This is a genomic window from Consotaella salsifontis (assembly GCF_900167365.1).
Classification (GTDB): Bacteria; Pseudomonadota; Alphaproteobacteria; order Rhizobiales; family Rhizobiaceae; genus Consotaella; species Consotaella salsifontis.
In genome coordinates, this window is the sequence record NZ_FUXL01000019.1 from 1 (window position 1) to 13,214 (window position 13,214).

Below are 13,214 nucleotides of genomic sequence, written 5' to 3' on the forward strand. Positions count from 1 at the left end.
AGCGTGAAGGGCTTCTCCGTGCAGCGCCGGCGCAGCCACTCGGCATGCGCGCCGGCGATCTTCTTCGGCTTGTGCCCACCCATCTGGCCGGGCGCCACACTGCCCGTCTCATGGTGGCGCTGCAGCCATTTGACCGCCGTGCTCACCGCAACCCCGAAGCGCTCCGCCGCCTGATGGCGCGACAGCCCGCCCTCAAGCACCGCCGCAACCACCCGCTCGCGCAGATCCATCGAATAAGGTCGACCCATCCATGCTGGCCTCCGTCTCCAGCCAGCATGTTGAATCAGATTGGCGCCTCCGATGGAATCCTCTTCCGATTCTGCCGAACTTCATCCCGCTCTAGGACGACTTGTCCATCTTCTGGACCATCTGGAGATGCTCCTGAAGCGTCGGGAGCGTCTTCGAGGCGAAGGAGCGGACAGGCCCCTGCTCGCCGTTCTGCGAGTAGTTCTGGAACAGATCGACCGCCTGCTGGTGCGCCTGAACATTCATTTGGATGTAGGCCTTGTCGAAGTCGTCGCCCGAGGCGTTCTTCAACATATCGAGCTTCTGCTGGTGCTCACTGTCGAGTTCCTTCGGCACGCTGATGTCCGATCCCGCATCCTTGACCGCCGCCTTCAGGTTCTTGCCGGCCGTGGTGTGGTCATCGACCATGCGCTGGGCGAAATCGCGAACGTCGTCGCTCTTTGTCGTCTTCAGCGCGAGCTGGGCCGCCTCGATCTCCATCATGTTCGACTGCGCCGCCATGGGAACGAAGGTCGCGGCCGTCGTGGGGTTCGCCATGGGCGCCGCTGTGCTCGCGCCGGACGCGGCCGATTTCGCGGTGTCACTGGGCATCTGCGTCTGCGTCGTCGGCGCCGTCTGAGCGTTGGTGCCGGACGAGGTTTGCGCCAGGGCCATGGACGAGGTCAGGGAAAGGGCGAGCGTCGCAATGGCGAGTTCGCGTTTCATGAGCAACTCCTGATTGGTTATCGGCGGCCAAGCCGCCAGTCGGAGAAGCAACGGACGCCTTCGCCGACTGTTCCGATTCCAGTTCCCGGCCAATGATTTAGGCTGCCGTACCGCCGGGCCGGATCAGCTCGTTGGGCGCGCACGGCCGCCGCGACCGATCGTAGCGGAGGGATTAGGCGGCTTCGCCCAACCGTCGTTTGGTGATGTGCTTTCCGATCAATGCGGCGATGCTCCAAGGCGCTTGCGAAAACGCGGCTCCCTATTGCATAAGGTCGGCGACCGACCATCGAAGCTCTCCTCGCGGGATCGCTTCCCTGATCGGACCGAGACGACCCCGCGTGGTCAAGGGTCTCTCGCCGGGCGCTGAGAGCGAATGGAAGGCAAGTCCGCGATGAGCTTGAAAGCCCGCGTCATTCCCTGCCTCGACGTCAAGGACGGCCGTGTCGTCAAGGGTGTCAATTTCGTCGATCTGATCGATGCGGGCGACCCGGTGGAGGCGGCCAAAGCCTATGACGCGGCGGGCGCCGACGAGCTCTGCTTCCTTGATATCACCGCCTCTTCCGACAACCGTGAGACGATTTTCGACGTCGTGGCGCGCACGGCGGCGCACTGCTTCATGCCGCTGACGGTGGGCGGCGGCGTGCGCGAGATCGCCGACGTGCGCAAGCTTCTCCTGGCGGGCGCTGACAAGGTTTCGATCAACACGGCGGCCGTCCGCCGGCCGGAATTTGTGGCCGAGGCGGCCGACAAATTCGGCGACCAGTGCGTCGTCGTCGCCATCGACGCCAAGCAGGTGGCCCACGACCCGAGCCCACGCTGGGAGATCTTCACCCATGGCGGACGAACGCCAACGGGGATCGACGCCGTGGAATTCGCGATCCGTGTCGTCTCGCTGGGCGCGGGCGAAATTCTCCTCACCTCGATGGACCGCGACGGCACCAAGTCGGGCTTTGATCTCGCGCTCACCCGCGCCATCGCCGACGCCGTGCATGTGCCGGTGATCGCCTCGGGCGGCGTCGGCACGCTGGACCATCTCGTCGAGGGCATTCGCGACGGCCATGCGGCGGCCGTGCTTGCCGCTTCGATCTTCCACTTCGGCACCTTCACGGTGGCCGAGGCCAAACGCCATATGGCCGCGGCGGGCATCGCCGTGCGGCAGGACGCCGCCTGACGCCCCTTCTCGCGCCAACTCTCGATTCAAGGAGGGCTCATGTCGGAGTTCACCCTTTCCCAGCTCGAATCCATCGTCGCCGCGCGGGCGACCTCGGATGACCCCAAATCCTATACGGCCCGACTCTCGCGGGACGGCATCGAACGGGCGGCCAAGAAACTGGGAGAGGAAGCCGTCGAAACGGTGATTGCCGCCCTGGGCGAGGATCGCCGCGCGCTGACCGGTGAAACCGCCGATCTCTTCTACCATCTTCTGGTGGTGCTTCGTCTGAAAGGCGTGTCGCTGTCGGACGTGATGGAGGAATTGGAGCGGCGCACGGCGCAGACGGGCCTTGAGGAAAAGGCTTCTCGCGGCTCCTCCGAACGTCCGTCATGATCGCAAAGCGTCGTGGAAATGCCATTCGCGAAGCGACCGGCGAGGAACCGAGGATTGGCGCGGCGGGCCGCTCCAGTCGAAACGCAGAGCGTCTCAGCGTCATGGATCAGCTGACCCCAACCACTCTCTCGCCCTATCGCTTCTTCACCGCCGAGGAGTGGTCGCATTTCCGCGATGGCGCGCCGCTGACCCTCACCGCGGAGGAAGTGGTGCGGCTGCGTTCGCTCAACGATCCCATCGATCTCGACGAGGTCGCGCGCATCTACCTCGCCGTCTCGCGGCTGCTCTACGCCCATGTGGAGGCGAGCCAGGCGCTGTTTTCGCAACGCCAAGCGTTCCTCGGCGAAGCGCAGACGGTGAAGGTGCCGTTCATCATCGGCATCGCTGGGTCGGTGGCGGTGGGCAAATCCACCACCGCGCGCGTGCTCAAGGAGTTGTTGCAGCGCTGGCCGCACTCGCCGAAGGTGGATCTCGTCACCACCGACGGCTTTCTCCATCCCAACGAGGTCCTCGAGGCCGAAGGCCTGATGAAGCGCAAAGGCTTTCCGGAAAGCTACGACATGCCGGCCATGCTGCGCTTTCTGTCCGACATCAAGGCGGGAGTGGCGCGTGTCGAGGCCCCGGTCTATTCCCACTTCTTCTATGACGTCATGCCGGGCGAGACCGTCGTCGTCGACCGCCCCGACATCCTGATTTTCGAGGGCCTCAACGTCCTTCAGGTGCGCGAGATGCCGAAGGACGGCAAGGTTGTGCCCTTCGTCTCGGACTTTTTCGACTACTCGATCTACATCGACGCCGAGACGACGGACATTCACCGCTGGTATGTCGAGCGCTTCATGCGGCTCAGAAAGACCGCCTTCATGGACGAGGCGTCTTTCTTCCACCGCTATTCCAAGGTGAGCGAGGAGGAGGCTGTGAGTCTGGCCGAGTCGCTCTGGAACGACATCAACGCCCGCAATCTCTTCGAGAACATCCTGCCCACCCGGCCACGCGCCGACCTGATCCTTCGCAAGGGGCCGAGCCACCGGATCGAGCAGGTCGCGCTGCGCAAGATCTAGTAGCCTGACGGGCTCAGGCCTTTGGCCGCGCTCCATGCTGGCGGCCAAAGGCAGGGGCACTGCGAGAGCAGCCTTAGTCCTTGCGGGCGATCGTGCCGTAGAGGATGGCGCGGTTCTCGCCATAGAAGACGTTGGCGTCCGCCTCGTTGCGGTCGACGCTGCGGTTAACGATCTCCCACATCTCCTCCTCCGTGCGCAGGACCAGCGCCCAGTTCATGAACGCCTCCATATAGCCCTCGTCCGGGAGATCGCGGTGGTAATTGGCGAAGAGGAAGACGCCGCCGGGCTTCAGATATTTAAGGCAAGCGCGCGTGAGACGGATCGCCACGGCGCGGGGAAGATAGTCGTACAGCCCCGCCGCATAGACCAGATCGAACGTGCCGAGCGCGTAGGAACCGGCGAGCACCCCCTTGACCGAGCCGTCGATGGCCTCGACCGCCGTTCCGGCGAAGTCGCGATTGATCGAGCCGATGGAGATCGGGTCCTGGTCGAGCGCCACCCAGCGCTTCAGCCGCCCCTCCTTCAGCGCCGTCGACTTCAGTCCCTCGCGCAGATGGCCCGACGCGATGGTCAGCACCTCCAGGTTGCCGCCGCGCTCCTCGGCCATCGTGTCGACCTGCCGTCCGAGGATTTCCAGGCGTTCCCGCGCGGCGGCCGCCGTCGGCGCGTTATGGGTGAAGCTGTAGATGCCGCGCCCGAGCTCTGTCGTCTCGGCAACCGCGTCGGCCACGCTCGGATGCTCGTAGACGAAGTCCAGAAGCTGGGCGTCGCCGGAGTAGCCGCGAGGCTTTTCCACCGACCAGCGGGTGAACGGGTCCTGGAGAAGATAGCGATTGATCGGATGAGCCTGGGCGATCGGCAGCAGCTTCTGCCACACGCCGGGGTCGAGCGAAGCGCGCATCTTGCGCATCTCTTCCACCAGAAACGACGCAACCTCGGCGGGAGACGAGCCTGCCTCGAAGCGCTGCTGGGTAATGGCCATGGTCAGCGCGAGCTGAACCTCGGCGGCGCGAAATTCTTCGTCTGCCTGCGGCGTCGCGGGCGCGGCGACAGTCGCCGCGACCATGTCGGGTGTGATCAGGCTTTCGCCATCGAATACAACTCGTACCCGGCTCAATATTCGCCCCTATGGTTGCGTTAGGTATTGGCTAACCATATCAACAAGCGGGCCTTATTAAACAAATTTGATTCAAATTTTCGCCACAAGGTTAACGTCGATACAACCTGGCGCCCTCATCATGGGGGCTTATCTGTTGGCCGGGTGTCCATCGCCTGGCCGACCCATCTCGGGTCGGCCCTCGTGGCCGCACCGGATCGAGAGGCGGATTGGATCGAGACCTTCGAATGACGCGGATCGACCCTTCCCAGGCCACGCTTCGTCAAGCCTCGACCTCGTCCGAGGCCCTGCGGCTGCTGCGTGCCACAGAGACCCGCCCTTCAGCGCCGCAACCCGCGCCGGAACTGCGCGAGCTGGTGGTCGCCGAGCTCGCCAAACCGCCATTGAAGCGCCGTGCGCTAGAGCTTCAGGCGCTCTATCAGGCCGAACGGGAGCAGCCGCGCAAGAAAGAGACGCGGATGACGATGTGGCTCACCGTCACGCTCTATATTGCCTTCGCCTGCACGGATTACTTCCTCATCCCCGACGTCGCCCTTGTCCTGACCAGCGCAAGATGTGCTCTCAGTGCCCTCGCGCTCATCCTGGTGGAGATCCTGGTGACGAGGGACGCATCCGCCAATATCATCGACACGGCTTGCGCCACGCTGATCGTCGCGGGGTATCTCGTATGGCTGGTGCTCGCCAGTGACACGGCCTTCACCCAGAGCCTGTCCTACTACATGGTCTTCGGCACCATCTTCATGATGGTCGCCAATCTCCTGTTCAATTTTTCCGCGTTTCTGTCCATCGTCTCCTCGCTCGTCGTGATGGGTGGCTTCTTTGCGGCGATGATGCGGTCCGAGCCGGCTTCCCTGTCCTACGAGATCGCCTTCGGCGTGTTCTACGTCTCGTGTTTCGCCTTTCATCTCTGCGTCAACTGGAAGCTCAGCGTCGAGCGCTACGCCGCCTTTCTGAACGCTCTCCTCTCGCGCATCCAGCAACGCGAGATGGCCGAGCAGAGCGAGGCTCTCCTCAAGCTCTCCAATACCGACTCCCTGACCGAAGTCGCCAACCGACGCTCGATCGACGAAACCATGCGCAGGCTGTGGCGCGAGTGGCAGCTTGACGGAAAGCCGTTCGCCGCGATTCTCACCGACATCGACTTCTTCAAGCGCTTCAACGACCATTACGGCCACCAGGAAGGCGACTGCACGCTGGTTGCGGTCGCCAACACGCTGGCGCGTCTGGCGGCGCCCCACGACGCCGTCGTCGGGCGCTACGGCGGCGAGGAATTCATCGTGCTCGTGCAGATCGGGGATCACGAGAAGCTTCGGGAACTGGCCGAATCGATCCGCTCGGCCGTGGCCGATCTCAGGATTCCCCACGACTACCGCCGCGACGGTGAAACGACCGTCACCGTCAGCGTCGGCGCGGCCGCGACCGTGGAAAGCCGCACGGCCAAGCTTGAAAGGCTCATTAGCGAAGCAGACCGCGCGCTCTACAACGCTAAGGCACGGGGCCGGAACTGCGTCCAGCTCTTCGACCCGTCCGCGCCCCATATCGGCGACGAGGCGGAGAACATCGCCGCCATCCTGCGGGTCGCGATCGAGCGGGACCAGGTCTCGATGGTCTACCAGCCCATCAAGAGTCTGGCCACAGGCAAGATCGAGGCCGTCGAGGCGCTGATGCGTCTCAAGATGCCCGATGGCACGCTGATTTCGCCGGCCTTGTTCATTCCGGTTGCCGAGAGCTCCGGGGCGATCCACGAGCTCGGGCGCTGGGCGATCCGCACCGCCTGCCAGGAGGCGTTGATCGGCCAGAAGATGCCTGTCGTCAGCATCAACATCTCGGCGATCCAGCTGCAGGCGCCGGGCTTTTCCATGTCGGTCGCGAAAATCCTCGGCGAGTTGGGCGTCGCCGCCAACCGCATCGCCTTCGAGATCACCGAGGGGCTCGACATCGAGGACCACGACGAGGTGCTCAAGTGCATCAACGAGCTCCAGCAACTCGGCATCCGCATCTGGCTCGATGATTTCGGCACCGGCTTTGCCGGTCTCTCGTGGCTGCGGCTGGTCAAGTTCGACATGGTCAAGATCGACCGTTCGTTCCTTCATGACAGCGTTCTCGCCGAGGGCGCCGACATGCTGAAGGACATCATCGCCCTGATCCGCAATCGCGGCCACACGATGATCGTGGAGGGTGTGGAGACCGAATGGCAGATGGACCTGATGCGGCGTTACCGGGTCGACCAGGTCCAAGGCTTCTACGTGGGCCGGCCCGTCCCCGCCAAACGGCACCGCAAGGCGACCGTCAAGGGCGCCGTGCGCGTCAACTTCCGATACGGAATGCCGCCAGCTTGACCGGCTGGCACCCTTGAAAAGCAGGGGCCGGCGCGGGGATCACCCGCCACCGGCCACCTTGTCATACAATGCTGAAAAACCGCGAGATCGTCGCGAAGCGCCGTACCGACGGAGCGCAAGGCGAAATGCGACGAATCGCATTCCGCCGTGAACTCAGCGGCGAGCGCCGGCCGCGCGCCTCGGACGCTCCTCGAATGCCGCCGGCGTGATTACCTCGGCGCTGGTGGTTCCCGTCCTGAAGCGCGCCATGCTGGCGGCGAGTTCCTGCGTCTCGTCCGAGAGCGAACGCGCCGCCGCCGTCGCCTCCTCGACCATGGCGGCGTTCTGCTGCGTCACCTGGTCCATCTCGTCGGCGGCCGCCGAGATTTCGTTGAGGTTCGCTGCCTGCTCGCGCGCCCGCGAGGCGATGGCGGCGATCGTTGTCGTCATGCTGGCGACCGCTTCCAGGATTTCCTCGAGTGATTGACCGGAGCGGGTGACCAGCGCAACGCCCGCCTTCACCTCCTCGCTCGAGGTGGAGATGAGCGTCTTGATCTCCCGTGCCGCCTCCGTCGAGCGTTGGGCAAGGCCTCGCACCTCCTGCGCGACCACCGCGAAGCCCTTGCCGGCTTCGCCCGCACGCGCCGCCTCGACGCCGGCGTTCAGCGCGAGGAGGTTGGTCTGGAAGGCGATTTCGTCGATGACGGAGATGATCATCTGGATCTCGTTCGACGAGCCCTCGATGCGGTTGATCGCCTGGATGGCGCGAGAGACCACCTCGCCGCCGCTTTCCGCCTTGCCGCGCGCCAAGGCAGCGATCTCCTGGGCATCATGGGAATTGGCCGCCGTGCTGTTCATGGCGTCGCGAACCTGGGCGAGCGCCGCGACGGTTTCCTCCAAACGCGAGGCCTGACGCTCCGTGCGCATCGCAAGGTCTCCGGAAGCCGCCGCGATCTCGGAAAGGCCGCCCTCGATCGAGGAAACCGCCGAGACCGCCGAGGCGACCGCCCCCTCCAGAGCGCTGACGCTCTGATCGAACTTTCTGCGGACCGGCTCGAACTGGGGCGCCAGCGGACCCTCCATGCGCACGGTGAGGTCGCCCTGCGACAACCGCTCGAAGCTCGTCTCCACCATGGTGATGAAGGCGCGCATCTCCTCTGCCTGCAGGTGCTCGGCCTCCTCCTGGCGGGCGCGCTCCTCGCTCTGGCGCTGACGGGTCGCCTCCGCCTCGACCATGAGGTCCGCCCGTTCGACGGTGGCGGTCTTGAAGACGCCGATGGCACGGGCGATGTCGCCGATCTCGTCGCGCCGCGAGAGGCCCGGTACCTCGACGGAGACGTCGCCCTCGGCAAGACGGGACGTCGCGCCGGTGATGGCGGAGAGCGGGCGGATGATCGAGCGCGCCGTCAGAAATGCGAGCGTCAGCAGCGTTCCGATCAGCACGAAGCCGAATAGCAGCGAGATTTGAAGCGAGCGCAGCGCCTCGGCGCGGCTCGCGCCGACCTCATTGGTCATATCTTCGGTGACGATGCGCTTGGCGAAGTCCGCCATGGCGCCGATCCGCGCGGACATGCTGTCGAACCAGTCGGTCTCGACGAGATTGAGGTCGAGGCCGGCGGGCAGCGCGGTCAGGCGGCGATAGAACTGTTCGGAGCCGTCCACCGCCTTGCTCTTCAGGATGTCCTCGAGCCCTGCCGCCAAGTCGCCGGCGGCATTTTCCAGGAACAGCTTGAAGCGCAGCGCCTCGCCACCCTTGAATTCGGCGATCGCCTCGACATCCTTCGCATAGAGCTTGCGCCGGGTGATCGCGGCCGAGCCAATCGATCGGACCTCGGCCGCGTCTTCGATGGCCGCCACCAGATGGCCGAGAGCGGCAACCGTGGCGCGAACGTTGGGCTGCTCGATCCGCTCACCCAGCCGCGAGATGGCGTCCACCGGCCCGTCGATGATCTTGCCGTATTCCTTCATCGTCGCGTCGGGCAGAAGCGAGCGCTCCGTCACCGCGCCGCGGAGCTTCTCCAGGGTGGTGAGCGAGGATCGCATGGCGTCGATCTGCTGGCCCATCTCGCCGTCGCCGAAAAAGACCGAGGCCGGCGTCTCCGTCTGCCAGAAGGCGGCGACCGCCGCGTCGGTGACCGCACGATCGTCGTTCATCTCGGTTCCGAAAGAACGTCCGCCGGTGTTGAGGAATCGGAGCGAGTGGGCTCGTTCCTGCTGCAGCGCCGTGGTCATGTCGATCAACTTGGCCAGGATGACCTGGTCGTTGCTCAGGTCCGCCATGCGGCCCGACGTGGCCCAGCTCTCGGCGACGATCCATCCCACAAGGGAGCAGATCGCCAGGATGGGCAAGGCCATCAGGAAGGTGATTCTTCTCGAAAGTTTCATTTTCAGCTCACCAGATCATTCGTGTTGGTGAGAGAAGCACTCAACTCTGAATCCATTCCTAGCGCGCAAAATCAGCTTCTAGGAATTTCAATGGATTAGCTCGTTTGCCGTCCCGGACAAATCGCCGCAGGGTTGTTTTTTCGCTAATTTCGCTCAGCTGAGGTATCCGAGCTGCGCCGCCATGGCCACCGCCTGGGTCCGGTTGGCGCAATTGAGCTTGCGCACCGAAGCGTTCATGTGCTGCGAAACCGTGTGTTCCGAGATGGCCAGCATGCGCCCGATCTCGGAGGAGGTCTTGCCGAGCATTGCAAGGCGAAGGCACTCCCTTTCACGCACGGTGAGAGGATTGTTGCGCCGATTCTCCTCGAAGCGAATCGCGGCGAAAATCCCGATGACGGTGAAGGCGATGATCTGCAACTCGCCGAGTTCGCGGTCGGAGAGGTCGGCCCGGGGACCGAAAAAACTGAGGGCGCCCTCCATGGCGCCAAAGCCGTAGACCGGAACGTAGACGCCGCCCGCGACGCCTTCCTTGACGAAGAGGTCGGCGGCCGGGCTTACCTCTCCCGGAAGAGCCCCATAGAGAAACTCGACGTCCCAGGCGAGCGGTTGAGGATCGGAAAGAAGCGAGCGCACCACCGGCGTGAAGCGCGCAAGGCCCAGCCGCTCGAAAGCCCGACGGAAGCGCGGCGTCCAGTTGGACAGAAGCAGCTTCATCTCCACCTTGCCTTCCTCGGCAGCGGGGATGGTAACGACGGCATAATGGGAAAAACCGTAATGGCCGCAGATCTGATCTAGCCCCTCGGCCAAGGATTCTTCCTGCCAGGGCATCGGCAACGCAGTGAAGACCGGGTGGGTCGCGGACATCCTTTCAGCAGCCCCTCGCTGGCGAGCGACGGAACACCGCCTCCTCGGTCGGAATGCTCGCGATTTCCATTGTCGTTCCCCTTCCGGCGGATGTGCCCGAATCGGTCGGGCCAGCATGGCAGGCAAGGGCGCCGCTCGTAAAGGCATTGCCGTCCTTGAAGGGCCGCGCCCTGGCACTGGCGCTCGCGTCCCATGGCCCCCATCTAGGTCCCTGCAGGGCCACTCAATGGCCGCAACCGACCGGCGCCTTCGAAGGGCCGGGTCCAGGGATCAAGAAGACTGATGACCGATTTTTCTCCACGCGAAATCGTTTCCGAGCTCGACCGCCACATCATCGGGCAGAAGGACGCCAAGCGCGCCGTCGCGGTAGCGCTGCGCAACCGCTGGCGCCGCCAGCAGCTGGAGGGCTCGCTGCGCGAGGAGGTGATGCCCAAGAACATCCTGATGATCGGACCGACGGGCGTCGGCAAAACGGAGATTTCGCGCCGCCTGGCCAAGCTGGCGGGCGCTCCCTTCATCAAGGTCGAGGCAACCAAATTCACCGAGGTCGGCTATGTCGGGCGCGACGTCGAACAGATCATCCGCGACCTCGTCGAGGCGGGCATAGGGCTCGTGCGCGAGAAGAAGCGCGAGGAGGTCAAGGCCAAGGCCCATCGCGGCGCCGAGGAGCGAGTGCTCGATGCCTTGGTGGGTAAGACCGCCTCGCCGGCAACCCGCGACAGCTTCCGCCAGAAGCTTCGCTCGGGCGAACTCGACGAGAAGGAGATCGACATCGAGCTGGCCGACACGTCCAACCCGATGGGCGGCATGGAAATTCCGGGAATGCCCGGCGCCAATATCGGCGTCCTCAACCTTTCGGAGATGTTCGGCAAGGCCATGGGCGGACGCACCAAGCAGCGCCACACCACGGTTCGCGACAGTTACTCCCTGTTGATCGCGGAAGAGTCGGACAAGCTGCTCGACCAGGAGCAGGTCGTTCAGGAGGCGATCCACGCGGCCGAGAACAACGGCATCGTCTTTCTGGACGAGATCGACAAGGTGGCCGCCAAGGACGGCTACGGCGCCGGTGTTTCACGTGAAGGCGTGCAACGCGACCTGCTGCCGCTGGTCGAGGGAACCACGGTCGCCACCAAGTATGGTCCGGTGAAGACCGATCACATTCTGTTCATCGCCTCGGGCGCCTTCCACGTGTCGAAACCCTCGGACCTCCTTCCCGAGCTTCAGGGACGGTTGCCGATCCGCGTCGAGCTTCGGGCGCTTAACAAGGACGACTTCCGCCGCATTCTTACCGAGACCGAGGCCAGCCTCATCAAGCAGTACATCGCCCTGATGGCGACGGAGAACGTGACGCTGGAAATCACCGAGGATGCGATCGACGCCATCGCCGACACCGCGGTAAACCTCAACGCATCGATCGAGAACATCGGCGCGCGGCGGCTCCAGACGGTGATGGAGCGCGTCCTCGACGAAATCTCGTTCGAGGCGCCGGATCGCTCCGGTCAGAGCTTCACGGTCGACGCGGCCTATGTCCACAAGGCCCTCGACGGCGTCGCCGGCAACACCGACCTGTCCCGCTACATTCTCTGACGGGTTGTTGTCTTTGTTCACGATGGCGTGACCAGGGACGGGTGAAGCACACGAAAGCTTTAGGGGGCGGGACAGCCGGCGGCGGTTGTTCCGCCCCTTCGCGGTCTTAGGTCAGGCGCATCGCGCTCTTTTCCAAAGGGTGCCCTCCAATGGAAGGATCAACGATGCGTCTTACCCTCAGCCTCATCGCGGCTGGCTCGCTTCTGGCCTTCGCCTCCGCCGCGCCGGCGCAACAGAAGACGGCGGAAACCCAACCGCCCAATGCCCCCGGCCAAACACCAGCCTTCCCGGCACAGACGCGGGCGCCCCTTCCCGACGATCCGGTGAAGGTGGACGTCGAGACGGTGGCCAAGGACCTGCCCCATCTTTGGGCGATGGAGTTCCTGCCCGACGGGCGCATGCTCGTCACGGCCAAGAAGGGCGAGATGTATGTCGTCTCGAAGGACGGCACCAAGAGCGCTGCGATCGAGGGTGTTCCGAAGGTGGCCGATGCCGGCCAGGGCGGCCTTCTCGACGTGGCGCTGAGCCCGAATTTCAGCCAGGACAATCTCGTCTTCTTCTCGTTCTCCGAGCCGAGGGACGGCGGCAACGGCACCAGCGTCGGCCGGGCGCGCCTGTCGCTCGGCGACACGCCGCGGCTCGAGGACGTTCAGGTGATCTTCCGCCAGATGCCGACCTATGACGGCAACAAGCACTTCGGCTCACGGCTGGTCTTCGCCGAGGACGGAACGCTTTTCGCCACCGTCGGCGAGCGCTCCGACACCCCGATCCGCGACAAGGCGCAGGACATCTCGACCGGTCTCGGCAAGGTCTTCCACATGAACACGGACGGCAGCCCGGCCAAGAACAATCCCTTCCTCGATCGCGAGGACGCCGTGCCGCAAATCTGGTCCTACGGTCATCGCAATCTTCAGGCCGCGGCGCTCGGACCCGACGGCAAGCTGTGGACCGTCGAGCACGGCCCGAAGGGCGGCGATGAGCTCAACCATCCCGGAGCCGGCAAGAACTATGGCTGGCCCATCATCACCTACGGCGAGGATTACAACGGCAAGCCCATCGGCAAGGGCATCACCAAGAAGGACGGGATGGAGCAGCCGGTCTACTATTGGGACCCGGTCATCGGGCCGTCCGGCATGGCCTTCTACCAGGGCGACGAGTTTCCCGCGTGGAACGGCAAGACGATCCTGATCGGCGGCCTCGTCAGCCAGGGCGTCGTCGCCTTGACGCTGAACGGCGAGGGCCGCGTGGCGAGCGAGCAGCGCATCCCGCTGAAGGCGCGCATCCGCGACGTGAAGGTCGGCCCGGATGGTGCCGTCTATGCCGTCACGGAGACGCGCGGCGGCTCATCCTCGATCCTCAAGCTGACGCGCGGCTGAGGACAATGACGA

At 64.4% G+C, this 13,214-nt stretch carries 11 protein-coding genes; 6 read left to right on the top strand and 5 right to left on the bottom strand.

From position 1 onward, the window contains the following. On the bottom strand, positions 1-248 hold a 248-nt coding region (locus B5D38_RS19255; protein ID WP_131829973.1), incomplete at its 3' end, for a helix-turn-helix domain-containing protein. 91 nt (positions 249-339) lie between these two features. Beyond that, positions 340-951 (bottom strand): DUF4142 domain-containing protein, encoded by a 612-nt coding sequence (locus B5D38_RS19260; RefSeq protein WP_131829974.1) that lies wholly within the window; start codon positions 949-951, stop codon positions 340-342. 391 nt (positions 952-1,342) lie between these two features. Between B5D38_RS19260 and hisF the strand changes: the two genes are divergently transcribed. From hisF to coaA, 3 genes are all read left to right on the top strand, one after another. Continuing rightward, positions 1,343-2,122, top strand: coding sequence for an imidazole glycerol phosphate synthase subunit HisF (gene hisF, locus B5D38_RS19265; RefSeq protein ID WP_078710159.1), 780 nt, complete (start codon positions 1,343-1,345; stop codon positions 2,120-2,122). Positions 2,123-2,161: 39 nt separating this feature from the next. Next, the gene (locus B5D38_RS19270; protein WP_078710091.1) at positions 2,162-2,497 is read left to right on the top strand and encodes a phosphoribosyl-ATP diphosphatase; all 336 of its coding nucleotides are present in this window, start codon (positions 2,162-2,164) and stop codon (positions 2,495-2,497) included. Between the two features lie 101 nt (positions 2,498-2,598). Further along, positions 2,599-3,555, top strand: coding sequence for a type I pantothenate kinase (gene coaA / locus B5D38_RS19275; protein ID WP_245319405.1), 957 nt, complete (start codon positions 2,599-2,601; stop codon positions 3,553-3,555). Positions 3,556-3,628: 73 nt separating this feature from the next. On the opposite strand, the gene B5D38_RS19280 is transcribed toward coaA, so the two are convergent. After that, a complete protein-coding gene (locus tag B5D38_RS19280; RefSeq protein WP_116002846.1) occupies positions 3,629-4,672 on the bottom strand; it encodes a class I SAM-dependent methyltransferase in 1,044 nt (347 codons plus the stop codon). Between the two features lie 227 nt (positions 4,673-4,899). Between B5D38_RS19280 and B5D38_RS19285 the strand changes: the two genes are divergently transcribed. After that, positions 4,900-7,011 (top strand): putative bifunctional diguanylate cyclase/phosphodiesterase, encoded by a 2,112-nt coding sequence (locus B5D38_RS19285; RefSeq protein WP_078710094.1) that lies wholly within the window; start codon positions 4,900-4,902, stop codon positions 7,009-7,011. Between the two features lie 153 nt (positions 7,012-7,164). Here the strand turns inward: B5D38_RS19285 and B5D38_RS19290 are convergent, their stop codons facing one another. Further along, complete coding sequence (locus tag B5D38_RS19290; RefSeq protein ID WP_078710095.1) at positions 7,165-9,375, bottom strand: methyl-accepting chemotaxis protein; 2,211 nt, start codon at positions 9,373-9,375, stop codon at positions 7,165-7,167. A 153-nt stretch (positions 9,376-9,528) separates the two neighbouring features. Further along, complete coding sequence (locus B5D38_RS19295; protein WP_078710096.1) at positions 9,529-10,239, bottom strand: helix-turn-helix transcriptional regulator; 711 nt, start codon at positions 10,237-10,239, stop codon at positions 9,529-9,531. A 282-nt stretch (positions 10,240-10,521) separates the two neighbouring features. Between B5D38_RS19295 and hslU the strand changes: the two genes are divergently transcribed. Next, the gene (gene hslU / locus B5D38_RS19300; RefSeq protein WP_078710097.1) at positions 10,522-11,826 is read left to right on the top strand and encodes an ATP-dependent protease ATPase subunit HslU; all 1,305 of its coding nucleotides are present in this window, start codon (positions 10,522-10,524) and stop codon (positions 11,824-11,826) included. A 164-nt stretch (positions 11,827-11,990) separates the two neighbouring features. Next, the gene (locus B5D38_RS19305) at positions 11,991-13,202 is read left to right on the top strand and encodes a PQQ-dependent sugar dehydrogenase (protein ID WP_116002848.1); all 1,212 of its coding nucleotides are present in this window, start codon (positions 11,991-11,993) and stop codon (positions 13,200-13,202) included. Positions 13,203-13,214: the final 12 nt, after the last annotated feature.